Below are 21,835 nucleotides of genomic sequence, written 5' to 3'. Positions count from 1 at the left end.
CTTGTATAAAGCTCAGTACGTTCTTACGTGCCGCAGTACGTTTTATAGACAGCACTCGACGATTCAGGAAGACTTGCATACTCTTCCTGTTCTTTCGTATAGGCATGGGGATCTTGCAGCACCGTGAGGAGCTTGTCCATCACTGAATAGTCGCTATCTTCCACAGCAGCAGCCAGTGCTGCCTCGACACGATGATTGCGGGGGATGACAGCAGGATTAGCTTGTTTCATCAAAGCCTGAACTGCCTCCTCTCCCGCTCCCTGCTTCGATAAACGAGTCTGCCAGCGACTATGCCAGTCGGCAAAGTCTTTGTCATTCGCTAAAGCAGTGATCGATGGATCGGAGAGATTTCCGAGAGTAAGTCCACGGAAAGTATTGGTATAATCAGCCTGACGATATTTCATAAGACCAAGCAGGTCTTGAATCAGCATCAGATCGTTGGCTTCTTCCCCTTCGCCATCCTGTACCGAAAATAAGCCAAGCTTTTCTCGCATGCCTTGGAACCAGGCTGTCTCAATCCAAACAGCGAAGTCAGCTAATATGGTATGTGCTGCCTCTACGGCCTGCGCTTCATCATCATGGAGCAGCGGCAACAACGACTCAGCAAAACGAGCAAGATTCCAAGCGCCAATTTTCGGTTGATTGCCATAAGCGTACCGTCCATTTCGGTCAATTGAACTAAATACAGTTGCTTCGTCATAGCGATCCATAAAGGCGCAAGGGCCGTAATCAATGGTTTCGCCGCTTATAGCCATATTGTCTGTATTCATAACGCCGTGAATAAAGCCGACAAGCTGCCACCTCGCAATGAGCCACGCCTGCCGTTTTCCCATTTCGCACAATAAAGTAAGATAAGGCTCTTTTTGCCCCGCCTCTGATTCAAGGGCTTCACGAAAATGACGCTTAAGGGTATAATCAGCTAGAGCTTTTATATCCTCTTTTGTTCCCCAGTTTGCCGCATATTCAAAAGTCCCGACGCGAATATGGCTGGCAGCAATCCGTGTTAAAACAGCGCCAGGCAAAGCCGTTTCTCTCATGATAGGTTCCCCGGTAGTCACAACAGCTAAGCTTCGCGTCGTAGGAATTTTTAGACCCTGCATCGCTTCGCTAATGATATATTCGCGCAACATCGGGCCAAGCACGGCCCGACCATCACCGCCGCGTGAAAAGGGAGTTAGCCCCGAGCCTTTTAGCTGCACATCAAAAACCTCACCTGACGGCGTAACTTGCTCACCTAGCAGCACCGCGCGCCCATCGCCAAGCATCGTAAAATGGCCAAACTGATGACCAGCATAAGCCTGTGCCAAAGGCTTGGCGCCAGGAGGAATTTCATTCCCCGCAAGAATGGCTACACCGCCACGGCTTTGCAATGCATCTTTATCCAAACCTAACAGCAAAGCTAACTTTTCATTGAAGACAGCTAGTTTCGGCCCTCTCACTGGCTGCGGTGAAAGTTCTCGGTAAAATAACGCAGGCAGTTGCCGATAAGTTGCTGCAAGGTTCCAAACAGAATCATACGCTTTAGCGTCTTTTGACATAGATTTTCACATCCTTTTATCCATGATAAAATGCCTATTCTTTTTTTATCTAATTATTAAGGAAGCTTTTCTATTTTTCACGTTAAAACGGTTTATATTCACCATTATAAAAAAACCTTCTCGCCGTAGCAAGAAGGTTTTTCTAACCTATATTTCTATGATTTATCAGATCAATTATATTTTCGCAAACCGTACTTTCAAAATACCGTCTACTTGACCTAAAAGTTCTACTGTTTCTGTCGCTACCGGTGAATCCACTGTCATGATCATCATGGCATGCGCTTCTTCTTCGCTTAGTCCTAACTGCATGGTAGCAATATTAACATTATTTTTCCCAAGCAAAGTACCGAAGTTTCCTACAACACCAGGACGGTCAATATTTTCAGCAATCAACATGCAAGGTTTCGGAATCAGATCGAAGGTATAACCATTAATCTGGACAATACGCATTTCGCCTTTGCCAAAAACACTGCCGCTAATCGTAAAGGTTTTCTTGGCGGAAACTACTTTAATCTGTAGGAGATTCAAGTAATTTTCAGACGAAGATTTTCTGCTTTCGATCACGCTGATGCCGCGACTTTCTGCTAGCAGTGAAGCATTTACATAGTTGACTTTTTCTTTTAAGACAGGCTCTAAAATTCCTTTGAGTACGGCTAGGGAAATGGCTGACGTATCGACCGAGCCGATTTCGCCGCTATAAGTAATTTCTACTTTTTCAACAGCCTCTTTCTCCCATTGATAATAGAGTTTGCCCATCGTTTCGCCTAGTTTTAAATAAGCCATATAGGATTCAAATTCTTGAGTAGGCATCGTCGGAAGATTGACAGCGTTTGGTACAATTTCGCCACGCAACGCGCTGATGACTTCTGTGGCAATCGTCACGCCCACATTATCTTGCGCTTCTTTCGTATCAGCACCAGAATGCGGTGTGAATACCACATTATCAAAATCAAAGAGCGGCGTATTAGGATGAGGTTCGCTCATCAAAACATCGATGGCAGCGCTCGCCACAATCTTTTCTTTCATCGCTTCTAAGAGAGCAGCTTCATCAATAATGCCGCCGCGCGCGCAGTTTACAACACGGAGTCCGCGTTTCGCTGCTTTAAATTGTTCGTGGCCGATCATCCCGAGAGTTTCTTCCGTTTTCGGCGTATGCACTGTTAAAATATCAGCTTCTCGCATCAATTCTTCCAGGGTTTCCTTTTTCTCTACGCCGAATTTTTTAAAGCGGGCGTCGCTAATATAGGGATCATAGGCAATAACGTGCATACCAAAAGCCTTAAGACGTGTAGCGACCAAGGAACCAATTTTGCCAAACCCGACAATTGCCAAGGTTTTACCAAGAAGCTCGATCCCTTTAAGACCGGCGCGATCATAGCTACCACCGCGCACACGATCATTCGCTCTAGGAATATTACGGCAAGAGGCCAGTAAAAGACCGATAGTTAGTTCTGCCGCCGATACGATATTCGATTCCGGCGTATTTACAACGATAATGCCGCGACGCGTTGCCGCTTCTACATCAATATTATCAACACCGTTGCCAGCCCGTCCTACCACTTTCAAGTTGGGCGCATGTTCCAACAGTTCATCATTTACTTGGGTAATACTGCGAATAATCAATCCGTCATATTCACCAATCTTCGCTAAAAGCTCTTGACGACTTAAATTAGGCAGAACGTGAACCGTAGCTCCTTCTTGTACCAGTTTTTCCACGCCTTTATCGGCAATTTTTTCCGAAATTAAAATTTTCATGATTACCCCTCCGCTTTTTCTACTCTCTTACTGGCCAAGTAAGACTGCTGCACAGCTTTTTGGATAACAAAAAAAGCTCTCAATCCTGACGTTTGTCAAGGACGAGAGCGGTTTCTCACGTGGTGCCACCTTTATTTGTCATATTACTATGACCTTTGCTGATGATAACGGCGTCATGCCGGACTAGGTTCTGTCCCTAGCAGTTCCGAAGCGGATTCAACAGGTATCAGCGCCAATTTCCACCAACCATTGGCTCTCTGCAGCTTTTGCCTGCTTACTTTTCTTCTTCATTACATTTCTCAAAATCAAATTTTATGAATTGTATAGTCTGTAATATACTACGCTTTTTTGTCTTTGTCAATGCTCTATTTGTATGTAAAATCTAGCATCATAACAAAATTTTAATATTTCTTTAGCAGGATTTTTATTTTTTAGTGCGAATTAACAAAGACACTATTTTAATTATTACTAATAAAGGAGTTTTTTTTATGATTCAATGGTCTGACGAATACGCCATCGGTGTACCTGAAATTGACGAACAGCACAAACATCTTTTTGACATCGCCAACCGCATGTACGAGCTTTTACGCAATGATTTGATTCTCGATAAGTACAACGACATTATTGCGATTTTAGAAGAGCTCAAAGAGTACACCATTTACCATTTTCATGCCGAAGAAGAATACATGAAAAAGATTGGCTATCGAAAACTCCTTTCCCAAATGGCAACTCATAAGGATTTTTTAGACAAAATTGATACGATCGACCTTGATCGAATCGACAATGGCCAGAATGAGTACTTGTTAGAAATGCTAGATTTCGTCTGTGACTGGCTGGCTCAGCACATCATTAAAGAAGACAAACTCATTACAGCCGATTGATTTATTTTTCTCAGAAACTAGGCAGGCCGTCGAAGCGCTTCGACGGCCTGCCTTTCTATATGATCAAACGTCTAGCTTAATGCCAGCGTCTGTTATTCCGTTCTTTTTCTGCCTTGCTTTCTTGATAGCGGTTCCAGGCGTAACGAATAGCCATGAAAACCAAACCAATAAACACCGCATTAAAGAGCATGCCAATAATATCAGACATCATGCCTGCTGAACCAAAACCAAACATATTACCAAGCATACTGCCAAGGAGCATACCGCCGCCAAAGAGACCTACATTACGCAAGAAACTGCTGCCTGTAGATTGCTGTTGAGCCGCTTGTTGCTGCGGTTTTGCCGCTGCAGCCGGTGCTTTGTCACTGTAACTGCTAGCTGGCGCCGATGGCTTGTATCCAGAACTTGTACTTTCTGAACTTTTCGGTGCAAGGGAACCTGATGAGCTAGGTGCTGGCTGAGACATACTCGGCGAAGACTTCGGCGCAGAACTACCGCCTTTGGAACCGCCGACAGCAGCAAAACTCATAGACTGAAATGCAAACATAAACATAAATGTGATTAGTAGTAACTTTTTCATGTTATTCCTCCTTATGAGACTTTACGTCTTCGGGAAAAGTGTAAATTTCACCAAGTGTAGGTAATTCTCCCGATAAATAGCGATCAATATCATGCACATCAATATAAAAAGTGCACGCTACTTCTAAGTAGCCCTGCTCTTTTGCATTGCTAACATCACGAATTGCGAGCAGTCGTTCTCGAAGTTTTAGACATTCTTCTTCTGATGCATGAACCCCTAACGTGACCAGCGGTGTGCCATATTCGCGTAAGACATCATGCAAGGTAAGTCGTTCTGACATAAGTCATCCTCCTGTTATTTGCTAATTTTAGCTATATATAAATAAAAAGACCTCACTTATATGACTAAATCACATAAGCAAAGTCTTACCGACACGAAAAATTCATGCCAACATAGCCGAGTGCGATTGCACCGTATTGACGACTATGCTGTAAAGGTTACTCCCTCTGCACAACAATATCTTGTTGATATTGATTATAAGAGAGGCAAGCCTAAAAGTCAATACTTTTTTATTTCCATAACATATTTCTCTCCACTTATGAAAACCGTTTTCAAATCAATGGACGACTGCCGCTGCTTGTAGCTGGTTCTGTCCAAACATCACCTGATGCAAGAATTCGCCCGAGCCGCCTTACCCCTTCTCGTAAGATTTCCTCTTCATGTGAGACAAAACAAAGGCGAAATTGCTGGCTTTCGCCAATGCCAGCATAAAAGGCTTCACCAGGAACAAACGAAACGCCAGCTCTTGCAGCCCTTTGCCAAAATTCTCTGCCGGAAATGCGCGGCGCTAAAGTGCACCACAAGTAAAATCCCCCTTCCGGTATAGGAAAATCAAGAAATCCCGCGCAATAACGCTGCAAAGCCTGAGCCATTGCATCACGACGCAGCTTATAAATAGCGCGCATTTTTTGCAGGTGCGCTTCAAAGTCGCCTGTAGCAAGATAGCTTGTTAAAACTTTCTGCGATAAATTATTGCTTTGTAAATCTACATACTGTTTTTCCTGGGCCAGCCGATTTACCACCGCAGCAGGCGCTGTTAGCCAACCTATGCGCAGACCAGGAAATAGCGATTTAGAAAAAGTGCTTAAATAAATGACGCCACCATAAGTATCTAACGCTTTTAAAGATAATGGCGGCTTTTGCTCGTAATACAGATGGCCGTAAGGATCATCTTCAACCAGAACTAAGTGATGCTTTTCTGCCAAAGCCAGCAGCGCCCGCCGTTCTTGTAATGACATAACACGTCCTGTCGGATTTTGAAAAGTAGGAATCGTATAGAAAAATTTAGGCCGATAGCGAATAAGATAATCTTCTAGCACATCAAGCCGCAATGAATCCCCTGGCGGCAGACATAAAATACGGGCCCCTGCCGACTCAAGAATTTGAATGGCGCCAAGATAGGTAGGCGATTCCACTACGACAAAATCGCGCGGTTCAATAAGCGCTTTAACAATGAGATACAGCCCTTGCTGTGATCCTGATATAATAAGAATTTCTTCATCCTCTGACTCAATCCCGTAGGATTTTTGCCAAAGCGCGAGAGCTTGGCGCAAAGAAGGATAGCCTTCTGTCGGCATGTAGCCAAAATCGCTTCTATCAACAGAGTCTACAGAACTTACCAGTCCTTCCCGTAAAATATGCAAAGGATAAAAGGCCGGATCAGGCATTCCTGTGGCAAAAGAAATATGATTCCCCCCAGCAGGCATTGCCACAAGGTTACGAATAATGGAGGATGTCGGTGTACGATACTGCGGCGTAAATAGCTGCTCCCAGGGAACAGGAGTCGTTTCTGCCATCTGCTTCGTAACAGCCGCCACATAGGTTCCACTGCCGATTTTCGTAAGGACCAATCCTCGCTCTTCTAGCAATTTATAGGCATTAATTGCCGTAGTTCGGCTTACGTTGAGCGCCTTTGCCAGTTCTCGCTCAGGCGGCAATTTATCGCCTGGCTGCAAAGTCATATTTTGGATCTTAGCCGTAAAAACATTGGCTAATTGAATATACATTGGTACAGCTCCATCGACTTGTACCGTCCAGTTGCTTAGTAAATTGGTTATATCCATAAATCCAAAACCGCCTTTTTGATGAAATTGGTATCTTACAATATTACAATTGGATATTTACATTATTATTCCTTCCTACTATTATTAAATCACAACACTGTAAATTGCAGTCACTCTAGGAGGTATACTATGTCAATTGTTTTCTCACATGCTGTCAATTCCATGAACACGGAAGAAATTGATGACATTTTAAAACTCACGCAACGTCCTGACATTATTTCCTTTGCTGGCGGACTCCCTGCCGCCGAAGTATTTCCCGTAGAAGAAGTAGCCCATGCTACGGAAGTAATGCTGAAAGAATCGAGCGTCCAAGCCCTTCAGTACTCGTCCACCCAAGGCTTTCCTAAATTGCGCGAACAAATCGCCGCACGGCTTAATGAAAAGTTTTGCACAGAACTCACTGCTGACAATCTCCTAATTACGAGCGGCTCGCAGCAAGCTCTTGATTTTGCCGCTCGTATTTTCATTAACCCTGGCGATGTGATTTTGTGCGAAAGCCCGACCTACATGGCCGCTCTTAGCGCATTTTCGCCTTATGCGCCCAAGATTATCGGTGTTCCCACTGATGAACAAGGCATGATTCCTGAGGAATTAGAAAAAATTTTAACAGCTACTAAAAATGTAAAATTCATCTATGTTATCCCTGATTTTCAAAATCCAACAGGGCGCACTTGGTCTGTAGAACGCCGCCACGCCCTAGTCGATTTATCCGCAAAATACAATACTCCGATTGTCGAAGACAACCCCTACGGCGAACTTCGTTTTGAAGGAACTCTGCCGCCATCCTTAAAATCGCTCGACAAAGCCGGTCTCGTTATTTTTGTCGGCACTTTCTCCAAAATCTTCTGTCCTGGCATGCGAATTGCCTGGGTTGCCGCCGATCCGGCCATTATTGCTAAGTTTGCCACAGTGAAACAAGCAGCTGATCTTCACTCCTCGTCATTCTGTCAGTTGCAAGTTGCTAAGTATCTGGAGCTTTATGATATTGAAAAACATATTGAAAAAATCATTGCCCTCTATGGCAGTCGTCGCGATATCATGTTAAAAACGATGGCGGAAACGTTCCCGGAAAATGTGACCTTTACACGTCCCGAAGGAGGACTCTTCACTTGGGTTACGCTCCCCAAACAGATGGACTCAACGGACTTACTAAAAGATTGTCTAGAAAATAAAGTAGCTTTTGTCCCTGGTCACATCTTCTTCCCTGATCAAAATGAACGCAATCACTTCCGCCTGAATTATTCTGGTATGCCGCCAGAAAAAATCAAGGAAGGTATCGAACGTCTTGCATCTATCATAAAAAAGCATAATAAGTGATATAAAAGTCTTACATCTAGTCTATTGAAATTTTCAGCCGTTTCGTCTATAATAGGTATACAAAATTACATTTTCGAGTCAAAGAAGACTCACTTACAGAACCGTAAGTGAGTCTTCTTTTCTTGGAGTCAATGACGACTCTTCTGCTTGCAGAAGAGTCGTTTTGTCTTTTTATGTTGCTACAGGGAGGTGATATGATGATTCTATTAGATGGGGTAGAAAAGTATTTTGGCACAAACCATGTATTAAAAAACATTCACTTAGAAGTAAAAAATGGCGAGAAGCTAGTCGTAATCGGCCCAAGCGGCTCAGGTAAAAGCACTTTAATTCGCTCGATGAACCTCTTGGAAACACCTACTTCCGGCTCCATTACCATCGACGGCGTAACAATCACCGATCCGAAAGCGCCAGTGCGCAAGGTACGAGAATCTGTAGCCATGGTATTTCAACAATTCAATTTGTATCCGCATAAAACCGTTTTAGAAAATCTGACGCTAGCGCCAACTTTGATCAAAGGAATCAGTAAAGAAGAGGCAACAGAAACAGGTCTCGATTTTCTCGATCGCGTTGGCTTGAAAGAAAAGGCTTCTGCTTATCCATCACAGCTTTCCGGCGGTCAGCAGCAGCGTGTAGCAATCGCCCGCGCCCTCAACATGCGGCCCCAGATTATGTTGTTTGACGAACCCACGTCCGCTCTTGATCCTGAAATGATTCAGGAAGTACTTGATGTAATGATTGATTTAGCCAAAGAAGGCATTACGATGGTTGTAGTAACCCACGAAATGGGTTTTGCTCGTCAAGTAGCCGACCGCGTTATTTTTATGGATGGCGGGCAAATCTTAGAAGAAGGCAATCCTGAGCATTTCTTTACAGAGCCACAGCACGAACGAACTCAACTATTTTTGAGCCGAATCTTACGTTCACATTAAAATCTATTTTACAGGAGGAAAGCATAATGAAAAAAGGCTGGACGCTACTAGCATCTATTATGGTTATGGGAGCAATATTTTTAGGCGGCTGCGGCGGTAGTACGCCAAGTGCAAAATCTGATTCTTCTGGAACGCCTGCTGATATCAAGGCGATTAAAGATCGCGGCGTATTAAAAGTCGGCGTCAAGGTAGACGTACCAAAATTCGGCTTTAAAAATCCGCAAACGAATCAAATTGAAGGCATGGAAATTGACCTAGCCAAAGCGATCGCCAAAAAAGTTCTCGGTGATGAATCCAAGGTAGAATTCCAAGGCGTAACGGCAAAAACACGGGGCCCGCTCCTCGATAACGGCGAAGTAGATCTTGATATCTGTACCTTTACGATTACGGAAGAACGCAAAAAGAGCTATAATTTCTCGGATCCCTACTTCACTGACGGCGTCGGCATTATGGTGAAAAAAGCTTCTGGTATTCAAACGCTAAAAGATCTAAATGGTAAAAAAATCGGTGTAGCTCAAAGTGCGACTTCCAAACAAGCTGTACAAGAAGCAGCCGAAAAACAAGGTGCGAAAGTCTCCTTCTTGGAATTTGGTACCTATCCTGAAATTAAATCGGCTCTTGATGCTGGCCGCGTTGACGCCTTCTCGGTCGACGGCTCCATTCTTTTTGGCTATCTTGATGATTCCACGTTGATTCTGCCTGATCGTTTCAGTCCTCAGGAATACGGCGTTGCTTCGAAGAAAGGCAATGACGCTCTAGCCAAGCTTGTCAATGATACCATTGCGGATATGAAAAAATCCGGCGAGCTTGATAAACTGATTCAAAAATGGGGCATTAAATAAAATGGGTCCCTTTGCCGCCTTTAAATGGGCTGCCGTCTTACGCGACTGGCCCATCTTCGCCGAAGGATTCGCTATGACTATCGCTTTGTCGCTGCTGGCTCTGCTTCTGTCACTAGCGCTTGGCATTTTCTTCGGCGTCTTGGGCGCAGCGCAAGGCAAATCAGTCCGTGTCATCAATCGAATCTACGTGGAAGCCATTCAAAATACACCGCTTGTCATTCAAATCTTTTTCCTCTATCACGCGCTGCCTCACCTTGGCATTATGCTGCCAATTTTCTCGGTAGGCGTCTTCGGCGTTGGCGTCTATCACGGCGCCTATGTGGCCGAAGTGGTCCGGGCTGGCATTCAAGCTATTCCGCGCGGTCAGTTGGAAGCAGCGCTTTCACAAGGCTTTTCTTATTGGAGCGCTATGCGCTATATTATTCTGCCGCAAGCTAAACGGATTTCCCTGCCGCCCTTAACCAACCAAGCTGTGAGCCTGATTAAAAACACATCCGTTCTGGCCATGGTAGCCGGTGGTGATCTCATGTATCAAGCTGATTCCTGGGCTAGTAACAATTTATACTATGGACCGGCTTATGTAATAACAGCCATCCTCTATCTTCTTCTCTGCCTGCCGCTAGCTCGCTATGCTCGCCGTCTGGAGAAAAAACTGGAGGTGTCTTTATGATCCAAGAGCTTCTACAGCCACAGTTTTTTCTATTCCTTGGTCAAGGCCTCTTGACGACTCTCTATATCGCCCTAGGCTCGATTGTCCTTAGTATGATTTTCGGCACTATCCTCGGCGTAGCCCGATTTAGCGATCAGCCGCTTTTAACAAGGTTAGCCGCTCTCTACATCGAAACAGTACGCAATACGCCGCTATTGCTCTTTATTTTAGCCGCGCGATTTATGACAAATCTCCCGCCAATTTATGCGGGCATTGCCGCTATGACTGTCTTTACATCAGCTATTATTGCTGAAATCGTCCGTGGCGGTTTAAACTCCTTGCCGCGCGGTCAATGGGAGGCAGCCAAATCTCAAGGATTCACTTATTGGCAAACCATGCTCTATATCATCTTGCCGCAAGCCTTGCGTAATATGATTCCGCCGCTTGTATCGCAATGCACAACAGTCATCAAAGATACTTCCTTTGTATGGGCTGTTGGTATTGAAGAACTTACCGGTAAAGGCATGATTATTATGGGGCAATATGGTTCTACTGCCCAGGTTTTTGCCATCTTCGGCTTAATTGCCGCCACCTACTTTATCTTAAACTATTCCTTATCACTCGCTGCCAGAAGCTATCAAAGAAGACTGCTTTGTCGTAGCTTCTAAGGCAAAGTACTGCAATATATTTAGATCCTGCTAAAAAAGGATGCCGTACTGAAACACAAGTACGACATCCTTTTTTTCTGTCTTTTTAGTGATCTATTAAGGTTCATCAAGAGTCCAGCAATTCCGCCGAACTGCTACTTGAAATAATTTCAACGCCATCGCTAAGGTAATCCGCGTTTCAAAAGACTCTAGCGACACACCGAGAATTTCCTCAATCCGTTTTTTACGAAAAATGATCGTTTGATGATGCACAAAAGATTGTTCCGCCACAATTTTGAGGTTTTCATTTTGCAGTATTTTTTCTAAGGTATCAAGAAATTGACTGCCTTTTTTCTTATCATATTCAAGCAGTTTGCCAATATTACGCCAAATAAATGCTTTAACCCGTTCTTCTTCTGATAAAGACGGTAGAATTTGCAAAACGCCTAAATTCAAATAGTGATGAATCGCCGTTTCCGGTTCTACTAAATCGCCCAGGTAAGCGGCATCACAAGCCTGACTATAAGCGGCACTTATACTAGAAAAAGAATCCTCAAAAAACTCCGCTAAACCAATGGAGACCTGGGCTGTAGGAAAATGAGACTTTACGATCTGATAAACTGACTCAGCAAAATCGATACTTTGCTGCTTACTATTTTGACAATTCGCCTTCACTGGCAGTAACAAGCCGATCCCGTCTTTTGCTTCCCACACAATGGCGTCTAAGTCGCGTTCTAATACTTCCACTAACGAATCTAATAAATATTGGAAATCAGTTCGATGTTCCTGCCAATAGGTAATCGGCTTATCCTCCCATTGTTCCACCAGCAGAGCTTGACAGACAAAAGACTGCGCTAAATTGAGCTTAACCTGCCACGCTTGATCTAAAAGAGTTTGCGAGGGCTGCAGTTTCCCTTCTACTAGCCCGTTAAGCAGTTCCTGTTGACGCCGCTTTTCATAAGAAAGTTGTAAGAACTTTTTCGTGCGGCTCTGTTCGGTAATATCACTGGCCATGCATGCAACAGTGCGCTTCTCACCGCAACAATAGGTCATGGGTGCAAAGCGAAAGCGAAAAATCCGCCTGCCTTGCTGCGTATGAAGTTCAAACTCGCCAAACTGCAGCGTCTGATAGTCTAGAACATAGCGAACATTCTCATGCATTTTTCTCGCTGCCACAGAAGGCATAAAATCCGATAAATTTTTACCCGAAAGATGCTGCGTTTCATCATTGCCAAAAAAAACATGATTGCCCACAAACTCAACAATCTTCCCCATTTCGTCAATGATAAAGCCCATATCTGGCATAGCCTGCATAAATTCACGTAGCCGCACTGCTTCTTCCCGGTACATATCTGAGGTCTCTTGGAGTTTAGTAACGTCAAAAACGGTACCAATAAATTTCAATGGATGATTCTTCTGATCTATTAAAATCGTTCCTCGCCACAATAAAACTTGTATTGTTCCATCACTGCGACGAATCCGAAATTCTTGGCAGATCGGTGCGTGATCATGTAAAATACGCCAGAAAGTTTTCCTTACCTTCGCTCTATCGCCAATAACTACCTTAGCAAAAAAATCAGCAACGCCGCTCTGAGAAAACCCTTCAGCACTTATTTCAAACAACGCTAACAACCCTTCGGTACACAGTAGCTCTTTTGTCTGTAAGTTCCACTCCCAACTGCCGCTGCGGCCAAATCGCTGCGCTTCAATGAGATGGCTGCTAGGGCAGGATTCACTCATTCCCACTCTTTTCTTCATCGTAGCGACCTCCACAAACCTGACTTCTTATCTTTATCGTATCCACGTCGAATCTAGCATCATAAGCAAGCTCTTATAATCGCAATATAATAAACGAGCTATGTTTTCATATAGTGAAGCTAATGTTTCCCGATAACGGATTTGCTATAATTGAGCTTGTGAATTAAGCTTGTGAATTAATTCGTTATATTGCCCCATATTCCCTGCAGATGCAAAGACGCTCTGCCCTAAAGAGGAAGGAGGCCGCCATGGAAAACGGCAAACCAGTCATTTTAATTCTTGATAGCCCTATGGCCAATTTAGAACTTACGCAACTTTTACTCAAAAATCATTATAAGGTAAAAATCACGGATACTGCCGAAACGGCTTTAACGATTGCAACAGCGTCACCGCCTGATCTCATTTTAATTTCCTTAACAAATTCCGCCTTTTCAGGCTTTGATATATGCCGCCGTATGAAAGCGTTACCAGCTTTAATACGAATTCCACTGATTTTCCTTACAAATCAGAGCGATTTTACCAACATTGCTGAAGGCTTGTCCCTAGGCGCTGTCGACTACATTGCGAAACCCTTTGATCCGGCCTTATTTCTCACTCGCATTCGCACCCACATTACGTTAAAACAAACCCAAGATTTCCTAAAAGATAAAAACAATTATCTGGAAACAGAAATTTCGCAGCGTATCAAGGAAATGGCCGCCTTACAAGAAATCACGATTGTTGCCATGGCCTCGCTGGCAGAAACGCGCGATCATGAAACAACGGGTCATATCCAAAGAGTTTCCGAATATATCCGCGAACTCGCCCTTGAGTTGAGACCGCATAAACGCTTTCGCCATAACTTAACGCCAGAAACAATCCGGCTGCTCGTCAAATCAGCCCCGCTCCATGATATCGGTAAGATCGGCATACCAGATCGTATTCTATTAAAACCGAGCGCTTTAGCGCCAGAAGAATTTGAGATCATAAAAACGCATACGCAAATCGGCCGTCAAGCAATTGATCGAGCCGAAACCGTGTTAGGCATGTCAGATCCTTTACTTGATAAAGCCAAAGAAATTGCTTACTTTCATCATGAAAAATGGAATGGCGCCGGTTATCCAGAAGGACTGTCTGGTGATAAAATTCCCCTTTCAGCTCGATTAATGGCTGTAGCAGATGTCTATGATGCGCTCACAAGTAAACGGATTTATAAAGAACCTGTTTCCCATGAAACAGCGGTCCAGGAAATCGTTGCCGAAAGCGGCAAGCATTTCGACCCAGATATTGTAGCCGCTTTTTTATCTCGGTCCCATCGCTTTGAGGAAATTTCTCAAATACTTCACGATAGTCCTACACAACAACCAGAAATGACCCACTAATTTTAGGAGGCTCCTTATGAATTGGCTTAATAATTTAAAAGTAGCAAAAAAATTGTTTTTACTTATTATTGTTGCCGTATTTGCCCTAGCTGCCGTCGGCTATACGGGATTTCACTATTTGGCAAAGGCAAAGCAGGACATGACCATCATGTATAATGAACGGATGCTGCCAAACGAATGGCTCAGCGATAGCCGTACCCATGCACGAGCGATTTCCGCCGATATTTTTATGCTGATGCTGATAAAAGATCCGGTGGAATCTCAAAGCTTAGTAGGCGATATTAAAACGCGGGCAGAAGCGTTTAACGAAAATCTAAAAAAATACGAACAGCTAAAACTCACCTCCTTTGAAACAGGAAAACTGCAAGAACTCCACACGAATCTAGATAAATACCGCAGCGCCAGAGAACAGGTCATCGCTTTAGCCGTCCAAAACCAAGATGAAGCAGCGCTTGCTCTCTATAATCACGATGTTCGTCCCGCCGCCGAGGCCTTTATGAAGAATCTAATTGAGCTTGGCGAATTCAATGAAAAAGCAGCCGATGCTATTAATAAACAAACCGAAGCAAATTTTGCCACTGCAATGATGCTATTTGTCGGAATTATTGCCGGGTCACTGCTGATTGTCTGTCTCCTAGGCTGGATCATTACGAAACGCATTGCCAAACGCTTAAATGATTTTGTCGTTTTTTTAGGCGAGTTAGCTAAAGGGAATTTTGCTCTTAGTGTCTCTGAGGCCAGCTTGCGCGATCAGAGCGAATTTGGTACAGTATCTCACTCCATTGATGTTCTGAGCAAAAATATCCGCGCCTTAATTAAACAACTCTCGCAAACAGCGGAACAACTTGCCGCTTCTTCCGAACAACTGACAGCCAATGCGGAACAATCTGCCCAGACAGCAACTGACGCAGCAGGCACCGTAGCCGAAGTAGCCCACGCAGCTGCCACACAGCTTGATTTAACTCACAAAGCCACAAGTTCTGTCAATGCCATGTCCCAACAAATTACGCAAGTAGCTGCCAATGCGCAGACGGTTTCCGGCACAGCAGTCAAAACACAAGAAACGGCCAACGCTGGCGAACAGGCTGTTACGAAAGCAGTCAGTCAAATGTCACTAATCGAACAAAAAACGAAAGATACGGCCATGGTAATCGGCGAACTCGAATCCCATTCGAAAGAAATTGGCCAAATTGTTGAAGTCATCGCCAATATTTCCGGTCAAACCAATCTTCTAGCTTTAAACGCAGCCATCGAGGCCGCTAGAGCTGGTGAAGCAGGCAAAGGCTTTGCTGTCGTAGCGGAAGAAGTGCGTAAATTGGCGGAGCAATCGCAGGAAGCGGCCAAACAAATCACTAGTTTAATTCATGATGTACGGGAAAAAACCAACAATGCCGTTCTTTTTATGAATGAAGGCCAAAAAGAAGTAGCAGCCGGAACTACAATTGTAGCGGCAGCGGGACAAAATTTCCAACAAATCCTCCAAATGGTTCACAATATTTCCCAGGAAATTCATGAAATTTCTACAGTAATCGAACATCTTCACCAAGGCAGTAGCGACGTAGTTACTTCGGTACAATCTATCGACAAACAAAGCCAACACGCTGCTGACCAAACTCAGCTCATCTCTGCCGCTACAGAAGAACAATCCGCCTCGATTGAAGAAATTGCCGCTTCGAGTCAGCATTTAGCCAAAATGGCGGAAGAATTGCAAGCAGCGATTCGCAAATTTCAAATATAAGATACTCGTCATAAATCATTTGATCAAAAAAAGTCGCAGCCATATTGGCGCGACTTTTTTGTTTACTACTAAGTGATCGCTACGATACAGTCCCATTCTCTTCACTTTGAATATATTCGTCAAGATCTTGCATAACTGTAATGATATTACTGATGCTATCCGTAATTTTCATCACTTCAGTTGACGTTTGTTCGGTCGCTGCAATTCCTTGTCCCGCACTCTCTGATGCTTCGCTGACTACTTTTGTCACATTGCCAACAATAACTGTAAGGCGATCGGCAATGTCAGATTGTCGAGAAGCAACTTTAACAATTTCACCGGAACTAGCCACAACGCGTTGCACCTTATCATGAATTTTTTCAAATTCCTGACCAGAAGCTGTCACTTCGCTCATACCTGTTTCCGCTTCTTGCCTGCTCTCATTTGAAGCTACAATGACAGAAGCAGTCTGATCAAGTACTTGCTTCACTAGCGCTGTTACCTTTTGCGCTCGATCATTGGACTGCTCCGCCAATTTTCTTACTTCATCGGCAACAACAGCAAAACCACGCCCCGCTTCACCAGCCCGAGCCGCTTCAATGGCAGCATTTAGCGCCAATAAATTCGTCTGCCCAGCAATTTCTGTGATTGCATCACTAATCGCACCAATTTCCTTCGAATATTGATTTAATGTGTCCAGGAGTGATTCGACATGAGCGGTTTTCCCCTGTATATTTTGCATCCGCACTATGGCCTTATTCATTGTGGTAAGACCCGATTCCGTCACTTGCAAAGTCGCCGCCGCATTGGCTGAGCCTTCTTGCGCCTGTGTTTCGGCGGCATGAACTAACTGAGTTAATTCATTCATGATTTTTTCGGCTTCACGAAGCTGCTGTGATCCTTTCTTCGCTTCACCAGCAAGGTGTTTCGTTGATTCATTCACCTCTATGGCATTAATCATAACCTGCTCACTCGAGTCCAGAATGATTTCTGCTGTCGTACGCATCTGATCCATATGGCCTTTTGTTGTTCGAACACAGCGGTTATTTTGTTCATTCCAACTAATCTCCCCCGATGAAACCGAAGAAACACCTTTGCGATTTTTCCCCCAAAACACAACTCCAGCAACGACAATCAGGCAGATAACGCCTAGAAGTAGTATCGTCATCATATCCATCGCGTTCACCTCCCCAAGGGCAGCTCATTAGCAAGCTACTTCATAAACAACAGCATCGTTGCCGTTTGATTAATGTGACCGATATAGGCTTCACCATAAGTACTAAAACCTATTGTTGGTATATTTGCAAAAATCTGACCATATTTATCCATTCGCCCTTCACTTTCCAGTTGTAAGGTCCGCAAAATGCAATTAAAGTTCAGTATAGCCAAAATTTCGCCTTGATCTTGTTGCTTTTCTTTAATAACGCGTGTCGTATCGGCAATAATATCAGTCGACTCTAACACCGACATTTCCATGCCTTCTTTTACATTACAATAAAAAACGATAGAGCCATTGTTAACTTGTTGTGGGCTGCGTACATAAGGTTCATCGCCAACCATAAGACCTAAGGGACGACGCATAAAGGACTGATCTGCCATCACCTGCGGTTGTCCGACAGCTTCTGCATACGCTTGAATGGCTGGTTTATGATTAAATTCCATAACGACTCGTTTTTCTTCATCCACTTTAGTCGCAATCAGTTTCGTACCAGTTTCATAAAAACTTTGTGTTTTTATGAAATCAAAAGAAGCTTTTGGTTTCATCAGTACAAGCAATGCCGCATCTGTATAAGCTCGCCCATTGGCGAACACATAGGTACTGGCAAATTTCAAGTCGTCGCCAGCCGATCCGCCAATAAAAGTAACATTCGTAATATTGCCGATGGAGTCCATTATTTTCTCTTCCGCACGGCTAAGTCCATCGCAAATTACAAGCCCTACATATTTTTCAGGATCGAATTCAATAGCAGGCATACCATAATGTGTACTAAATGCTGCAAAAGCATCGGCTACATGATCTTCCGTACTGATTTCCGGCACAATTTCCACCTGAATATCCTCTAATATGTCTGCTGAAAATCCCATTGCTACAATAGCGCCTTTTGTCATCTTACCGCTAATAATTTCACCAGAGGTCGTGCAGCCAAAAACAGTAGCCTCATGAAAAGCATCCTGCATCGCGGCAGAAATTTCTTGCGGATCATAATTCGATGAAGCAAAATAAATCACCACTTTAGGAGCCTTCTCTATTAGCTGGCCCTTAATAGCCTGCACTGCCATTTTCGGTACTTTCTGATCAGAAATTGCGGTCATTACTGTCATGTTTTTTCCTCCTCTCAATATAGAAAACAATTTATAGGGTAACGCCAAGTTCTTTCGCTACTTGCGTCAGCTTAGCAAGAACAGCCGGATCATCCGGCGAATTAACGGTATACTGATCGGGATTGATCCCTTTTAGGACAAGCTTTGTTTTTGTGATTTTTTCCATCGTAGGATTGCCGCTGGCGCGCTGCGCAATAATCTTATCACACATACTTTTAATCTGACCTGCCAATATCAACGCCTCCTTATTTTTTTGGCTCTGCTTTAGTTTTATATAAATCTATTTCTTGTTATTTTCGTCAAAAAACGACCTTATCCTGCTGTTTTATTACAAATAATCACATTTTATTTGTAATTTTCCTGATAAAAAAACAGGCTAACTCGTCAGCCTGCTGTAAATTATTGTCGCACACAGTTACGCCCTGCTTCTTTCGCTCGATATAAAGCTGTATCAGCCGCTTTTAGGACTGTCTCCACTTTCTCTTTATTATTTTTGGCCTGCGCAACCCCCATGCTTACAGTTACATTGAGCTTTTTCCCGATTCCTTTCCGCTTGTTTTTTCCTGTTGAAACAACAAATGACCGTTTCGCAATAGACTCGCGAACTTCTTCTAGTATCGGCAAAGCTTCTTCTAACGTTTTACCAGGAAACAGAACAGTAAATTCCTCGCCGCCATAACGAAAAAACCGCGCCTTAGAACAATTTTTCATGACACCAGCAATCAGTCGCAACACATCATCACCCGCATCGTGTCCATAAGTATCATTAAATTTCTTGAAAAAATCAACATCTACCATAGCAATCGTATAGACGCCTTCTAACTTTTGCAAAGTTTCATTAAGCGAACGTCTGGCAGGAAGCCCCGTTAATTCATCCATATAGGCTTTATAATAGTAATCTTGAATTACGGCGACAATAATGCTAAGGGCGGCACCAGTATAAAAAAGCGGCACAGCTTGCGCGTTCTGAAAGAAATGCTGTCCGCAAACCACCAGAGCCAACGCGCTACAAAAGGCGGCATTAAAATAAAGATTCGCTTGACGCCGCTGAAAAAAAAGCAAGAGAAATGCGACAAAAAAAGTAATAAGTGCAAGATCTGAAAGTGGTGTTCCAGCAAAAGCAGCGATTGTTTTCCCGCCAATAGCCGCAGCAAATTCCCGATCATTCGATAAAAGGACTTCCGCACCGAAAAAGAGTTCTAGTAGCAATAGCAAAATATATTTTCTACCGCGACTTGATAATACCCCGCGTTCGGCAGCTACTGAAAAAAAGGCAAAATTCAATGGCACTAGAAAACTCACTAAAGGGTAAGCCGCCTGTATATTCATGGCCCATTCAGCAATTGTTAACACAACTAGCAGAAAGAACGATCGACTACGGCTAAAAACAGCCGTAATCGTCATGCCAAAACACAAAGTACCATAAGATAAAATCGGCCACGCTTCCCAAATCCCCGCACTCAGCAAATCTCGCTGATAATAAATAAAAAGAATCCCGAAAAAAATAAGCAGCGAGGGACTCGTTAAAGCTGCCAGCAGCTTATGAAGCGCCAACTGCCTTAAACGAAATAAAACTTGTTTTCTATCCACTTTCGCGGCACGTTTTTTAGCCATACCTACCCTCCCTGACAACTTGGCAAGACGACGTGTATACTTCGCTATAGAAAACAAAGGCTCCTGCCTGTTATCGCCTTAAATCGGCTATAAAACGACAAAAATAAAAATAAAGGAGCAAAAGTCCTGCTTTTGCTCCTCATAGTAACGCCACTAAAAGTAATTTTATGAATTATTATGCTCTAGCCTGTTTTACTTTTTCAATCAGATCTTTCGCCCGAGCAGTAATGCCAGCATAGTCACCAGTTGCGGCAGGACCAGTCAAGGCACCGCCAGCGCCTACGGCAACAGCACCTGCTTTGATCCATTCTCCTACATTATTGGCATCTACGCCGCCTGTTGGCATAAGGTTAATATGCGGCAAGGGACCACGGAGTGCTTTAATAATTTTAGGTCCAAACAATTCGCCAGGAAATACTTTAATAATGTCAGCACCGGCTTCCATAGCTTCAACAGCATCACGAACCGTAACGGCGCCTGGCATAATGGGGATTTGATAGCGATTGCATAATTTAATGGCTTCTAAATTTAAGCCTGGCGTAACAACATAACGCGCTCCGCTCAAAATAGCAATGCGAGCTGTTTCCGGATCTAGCACCGTACCAGCGCCAAGAATAATTTCATCTTCGCTGTATGTTGCCGCTAATTCTTCCATGACGCGGTGCGCACCAGGCACCGTAAAGGTCATTTCAATGGCATTTACGCCGCCAGCCAGACAAGCTTCCGTAATCCGTTTCGCTTGATCGGCATTCGCTGCCCGCACAACAGCAACCACACCTGTATCAGTAATTTTCTTTACAACTAAATGTTTTTTCAACATAATAAATTCTCCCCTTTGCTTGTTACTCGAGACATTTTCCGAAAAGTTTTTTACCTATGAAAACGATTACTGCGAAACAGGATACCGCGGCATTTCGCCGTTTAAAACACGGACAACTTCTTCTGCCGCCGTTACACTGCAACGAATAACAGCTTCTTTCGTATAGGCGCCGCAATGAGGCGTAATAATCACATTAGGCAGGGAAAGCAGCGGATGATCTTCTCCCGGCGGCTCTTGAATCATAGCATCAGCCCCGTAACCGGCAATTTGATTTGCTTTTAACGCTTCATACAACTCTTGCTCCACAATTAAATCGCCTCTAGCGGTATTGATCAAAATCGCTGTCGGTTTCATTTTGGCAATGGTAGTCGCTTGAATCATACCCTTGGTCTCTGGCGTTGCTGGTACATGCAGAGAAATAAAATCAGCTTGTTCATAGATCTCATCTAAAGATACATATTTGGCACCATAAAGATCAATCAACTCTTGTTTTTGCCATAAATCAAAAGCAAGTATCTTCATACCAAAGGCATGAGCTCGTTTAATCACTTCGCTGCCAATACTACCTGTTCCGACAATTCCTAAGGTTTTACCATAAAGTTCACAGCCCATTACGCGCTGCCAGCCGCCTTCGTGAACTTCTTGATTTTGCAGACAAACATGGCGCGCTGTGCCCAACATCAGAGCAAAAACAAGCTCACAAACAGAAATCGTATTCGTTCCCGGCGCTAAAGTAACAGCAATGCCCCGTTCCTTGGCCGCAGCTACAGCAACCTTATTATAGCCTACACCATTTCTAGCAATAACTTTTAAGGTCGGTGCGCCAGCAGCAAGCACCTTTTCAGAAACTTCATCAAGACCGACAATAGCCGCATCAACGCCTTGAATAATTTCTGTCATATCCTCTTCGCCCCAAGGGCCGCTACCTGTTCTTACAATCACTTCATGGCCTGCTGCTGTTAAAAGATCGCGTCCTTCTTGGCAGTTTGCCACAGATCGAGCTGTAATTACTACTCTTGCCATGTTAGGTCCCCCTTGTATC

20 protein-coding genes and 1 other annotated feature are annotated in these 21,835 nt (G+C 43.9%); of the genes, 8 read left to right on the top strand and 12 right to left on the bottom strand.

The genetic code is table 11. The features are described from left to right. Nucleotides 1-23 precede the first annotated feature (23 nt). Nucleotides 24-1,538 (bottom strand): protein adenylyltransferase SelO, encoded by a 1,515-nt coding sequence (locus AC0NJP_RS09210; RefSeq protein WP_474699616.1) that lies wholly within the window; start codon nt 1,536-1,538, stop codon nt 24-26. Between the two features lie 174 nt (nt 1,539-1,712). Then, nucleotides 1,713-3,293, bottom strand: a complete 1,581-nt coding sequence (serA, locus tag AC0NJP_RS09205) for a phosphoglycerate dehydrogenase (protein WP_474699615.1) — start codon at nt 3,291-3,293, stop codon at nt 1,713-1,715. 94 nt (nt 3,294-3,387) lie between these two features. Beyond that, nucleotides 3,388-3,593 (bottom strand) — a binding site (T-box leader). A 188-nt stretch (nt 3,594-3,781) separates the two neighbouring features. Between serA and AC0NJP_RS09200 the strand changes: the two genes are divergently transcribed. Next, nucleotides 3,782-4,174, top strand: a complete 393-nt coding sequence (locus AC0NJP_RS09200) for a bacteriohemerythrin (RefSeq protein ID WP_474699614.1) — start codon at nt 3,782-3,784, stop codon at nt 4,172-4,174. Between the two features lie 76 nt (nt 4,175-4,250). Here AC0NJP_RS09200 and AC0NJP_RS09195 read toward each other — a convergent pair whose 3' ends face one another. The 3 genes from AC0NJP_RS09195 to pdxR form a co-directional block, all read right to left on the bottom strand. Beyond that, complete coding sequence (locus AC0NJP_RS09195) at nt 4,251-4,754, bottom strand: hypothetical protein (RefSeq protein WP_474039480.1); 504 nt, start codon at nt 4,752-4,754, stop codon at nt 4,251-4,253. Nucleotide 4,755: 1 nt separating this feature from the next. Next, the gene (locus AC0NJP_RS09190) at nt 4,756-5,034 is read right to left on the bottom strand and encodes a hypothetical protein (protein ID WP_474039481.1); all 279 of its coding nucleotides are present in this window, start codon (nt 5,032-5,034) and stop codon (nt 4,756-4,758) included. Nucleotides 5,035-5,305: 271 nt separating this feature from the next. After that, the gene (gene pdxR / locus AC0NJP_RS09185; protein WP_474699613.1) at nt 5,306-6,817 is read right to left on the bottom strand and encodes a MocR-like pyridoxine biosynthesis transcription factor PdxR; all 1,512 of its coding nucleotides are present in this window, start codon (nt 6,815-6,817) and stop codon (nt 5,306-5,308) included. Nucleotides 6,818-6,946: 129 nt separating this feature from the next. Between pdxR and AC0NJP_RS09180 the strand changes: the two genes are divergently transcribed. The 5 genes from AC0NJP_RS09180 to AC0NJP_RS09160 all read left to right on the top strand — a co-directional run bounded on the left by AC0NJP_RS09180 (nt 6,947) and on the right by AC0NJP_RS09160 (nt 11,222). Continuing rightward, nucleotides 6,947-8,134 carry an aminotransferase-like domain-containing protein gene (locus tag AC0NJP_RS09180; protein WP_474699612.1) on the top strand — a complete coding sequence of 396 codons (1,188 nt, stop codon included), beginning with the start codon at nt 6,947-6,949 and terminating at the stop codon, nt 8,132-8,134. Nucleotides 8,135-8,331: 197 nt separating this feature from the next. Next, the gene (locus AC0NJP_RS09175) at nt 8,332-9,063 is read left to right on the top strand and encodes an amino acid ABC transporter ATP-binding protein (RefSeq protein WP_474039741.1); all 732 of its coding nucleotides are present in this window, start codon (nt 8,332-8,334) and stop codon (nt 9,061-9,063) included. A gap of 26 nt (nt 9,064-9,089) precedes the next feature. Then, nucleotides 9,090-9,905, top strand: a complete 816-nt coding sequence (locus AC0NJP_RS09170) for a transporter substrate-binding domain-containing protein (RefSeq protein WP_474699611.1) — start codon at nt 9,090-9,092, stop codon at nt 9,903-9,905. 1 nt (nt 9,906) lies between these two features. After that, nucleotides 9,907-10,575 carry an amino acid ABC transporter permease gene (locus AC0NJP_RS09165; RefSeq protein WP_474039485.1) on the top strand — a complete coding sequence of 223 codons (669 nt, stop codon included), beginning with the start codon at nt 9,907-9,909 and terminating at the stop codon, nt 10,573-10,575. Beyond that, the gene (locus AC0NJP_RS09160) at nt 10,572-11,222 is read left to right on the top strand and encodes an amino acid ABC transporter permease (protein WP_474039486.1); all 651 of its coding nucleotides are present in this window, start codon (nt 10,572-10,574) and stop codon (nt 11,220-11,222) included. Before AC0NJP_RS09165 ends, AC0NJP_RS09160 begins: the two co-directional genes overlap by 4 nt. 96 nt (nt 11,223-11,318) lie before the next feature. On the opposite strand, the gene AC0NJP_RS09155 is transcribed toward AC0NJP_RS09160, so the two are convergent. After that, complete coding sequence (locus tag AC0NJP_RS09155; RefSeq protein WP_474039487.1) at nt 11,319-12,959, bottom strand: PAS domain S-box protein; 1,641 nt, start codon at nt 12,957-12,959, stop codon at nt 11,319-11,321. Nucleotides 12,960-13,207: 248 nt separating this feature from the next. Here AC0NJP_RS09155 and AC0NJP_RS09150 point away from each other — a divergent pair, with 248 nt between their 5' ends. Continuing rightward, on the top strand, nt 13,208-14,320 hold the full coding sequence (locus AC0NJP_RS09150; RefSeq protein WP_474699610.1) for an HD domain-containing phosphohydrolase: 1,113 nt from the start codon (nt 13,208-13,210) through the stop codon (nt 14,318-14,320). A gap of 16 nt (nt 14,321-14,336) precedes the next feature. Beyond that, nucleotides 14,337-16,058: a methyl-accepting chemotaxis protein gene (locus tag AC0NJP_RS09145; RefSeq protein ID WP_474699609.1), complete on the top strand. Its 1,722-nt coding sequence runs from the start codon at nt 14,337-14,339 to the stop codon at nt 16,056-16,058. A gap of 79 nt (nt 16,059-16,137) precedes the next feature. Here the strand turns inward: AC0NJP_RS09145 and AC0NJP_RS09140 are convergent, their stop codons facing one another. The 6 genes from AC0NJP_RS09140 to AC0NJP_RS09115 all read right to left on the bottom strand — a co-directional run bounded on the left by AC0NJP_RS09140 (nt 16,138) and on the right by AC0NJP_RS09115 (nt 21,816). After that, entirely contained in the window at nt 16,138-17,214 is a 1,077-nt protein-coding gene (locus tag AC0NJP_RS09140; protein WP_474699608.1) for a methyl-accepting chemotaxis protein, read from the bottom strand. 35 nt (nt 17,215-17,249) lie between these two features. Continuing rightward, entirely contained in the window at nt 17,250-18,359 is a 1,110-nt protein-coding gene (locus AC0NJP_RS09135; RefSeq protein ID WP_474699607.1) for an FIST signal transduction protein, read from the bottom strand. Nucleotides 18,360-18,390: 31 nt separating this feature from the next. After that, on the bottom strand, nt 18,391-18,591 hold the full coding sequence (locus AC0NJP_RS09130) for a hypothetical protein (protein WP_474039492.1): 201 nt from the start codon (nt 18,589-18,591) through the stop codon (nt 18,391-18,393). A 167-nt stretch (nt 18,592-18,758) separates the two neighbouring features. Continuing rightward, nucleotides 18,759-19,973, bottom strand: a complete 1,215-nt coding sequence (locus tag AC0NJP_RS09125) for a GGDEF domain-containing protein (RefSeq protein ID WP_474699606.1) — start codon at nt 19,971-19,973, stop codon at nt 18,759-18,761. Between the two features lie 175 nt (nt 19,974-20,148). Beyond that, nucleotides 20,149-20,790: a bifunctional 2-keto-4-hydroxyglutarate aldolase/2-keto-3-deoxy-6-phosphogluconate aldolase gene (locus tag AC0NJP_RS09120; RefSeq protein ID WP_474699627.1), complete on the bottom strand. Its 642-nt coding sequence runs from the start codon at nt 20,788-20,790 to the stop codon at nt 20,149-20,151. 69 nt (nt 20,791-20,859) lie between these two features. Continuing rightward, nucleotides 20,860-21,816: a phosphoglycerate dehydrogenase gene (locus tag AC0NJP_RS09115; protein ID WP_474699605.1), complete on the bottom strand. Its 957-nt coding sequence runs from the start codon at nt 21,814-21,816 to the stop codon at nt 20,860-20,862. Nucleotides 21,817-21,835 lie beyond the last annotated feature (19 nt).

This window comes from Pelorhabdus sp. sgz311002 (assembly GCF_056134285.1).
Note: the sequence above shows the minus strand (reverse complement) of the source record. Positions and strands in the feature narration are given on the sequence as shown.

Excerpts from the sequence above, each read along its gene's own strand:
- AC0NJP_RS09210 (WP_474699616.1), bottom strand. The coding sequence starts at position 1,538 with ATGTCAAAAGACGCTAAAGCGTATGATTCTGTTTGGAACCTTGCAGCA.
- serA (WP_474699615.1), bottom strand. The coding sequence starts at position 3,293 with ATGAAAATTTTAATTTCGGAAAAAATTGCCGATAAAGGCGTGGAAAAA.
- AC0NJP_RS09200 (WP_474699614.1), top strand. The coding sequence starts at position 3,782 with ATGATTCAATGGTCTGACGAATACGCCATCGGTGTACCTGAAATTGAC.
- AC0NJP_RS09195 (WP_474039480.1), bottom strand. The coding sequence starts at position 4,754 with ATGAAAAAGTTACTACTAATCACATTTATGTTTATGTTTGCATTTCAG.
- AC0NJP_RS09190 (WP_474039481.1), bottom strand. The coding sequence starts at position 5,034 with ATGTCAGAACGACTTACCTTGCATGATGTCTTACGCGAATATGGCACA.
- pdxR (WP_474699613.1), bottom strand. The coding sequence starts at position 6,817 with ATGGATATAACCAATTTACTAAGCAACTGGACGGTACAAGTCGATGGA.
- AC0NJP_RS09180 (WP_474699612.1), top strand. The coding sequence starts at position 6,947 with ATGTCAATTGTTTTCTCACATGCTGTCAATTCCATGAACACGGAAGAA.
- AC0NJP_RS09175 (WP_474039741.1), top strand. The coding sequence starts at position 8,332 with ATGATTCTATTAGATGGGGTAGAAAAGTATTTTGGCACAAACCATGTA.
- AC0NJP_RS09170 (WP_474699611.1), top strand. The coding sequence starts at position 9,090 with ATGAAAAAAGGCTGGACGCTACTAGCATCTATTATGGTTATGGGAGCA.
- AC0NJP_RS09165 (WP_474039485.1), top strand. The coding sequence starts at position 9,907 with ATGGGTCCCTTTGCCGCCTTTAAATGGGCTGCCGTCTTACGCGACTGG.
- AC0NJP_RS09160 (WP_474039486.1), top strand. The coding sequence starts at position 10,572 with ATGATCCAAGAGCTTCTACAGCCACAGTTTTTTCTATTCCTTGGTCAA.
- AC0NJP_RS09155 (WP_474039487.1), bottom strand. The coding sequence starts at position 12,959 with ATGAAGAAAAGAGTGGGAATGAGTGAATCCTGCCCTAGCAGCCATCTC.
- AC0NJP_RS09150 (WP_474699610.1), top strand. The coding sequence starts at position 13,208 with ATGGAAAACGGCAAACCAGTCATTTTAATTCTTGATAGCCCTATGGCC.
- AC0NJP_RS09145 (WP_474699609.1), top strand. The coding sequence starts at position 14,337 with ATGAATTGGCTTAATAATTTAAAAGTAGCAAAAAAATTGTTTTTACTT.
- AC0NJP_RS09140 (WP_474699608.1), bottom strand. The coding sequence starts at position 17,214 with ATGGATATGATGACGATACTACTTCTAGGCGTTATCTGCCTGATTGTC.
- AC0NJP_RS09135 (WP_474699607.1), bottom strand. The coding sequence starts at position 18,359 with ATGACAGTAATGACCGCAATTTCTGATCAGAAAGTACCGAAAATGGCA.
- AC0NJP_RS09125 (WP_474699606.1), bottom strand. The coding sequence starts at position 19,973 with ATGGCTAAAAAACGTGCCGCGAAAGTGGATAGAAAACAAGTTTTATTT.
- AC0NJP_RS09115 (WP_474699605.1), bottom strand. The coding sequence starts at position 21,816 with ATGGCAAGAGTAGTAATTACAGCTCGATCTGTGGCAAACTGCCAAGAA.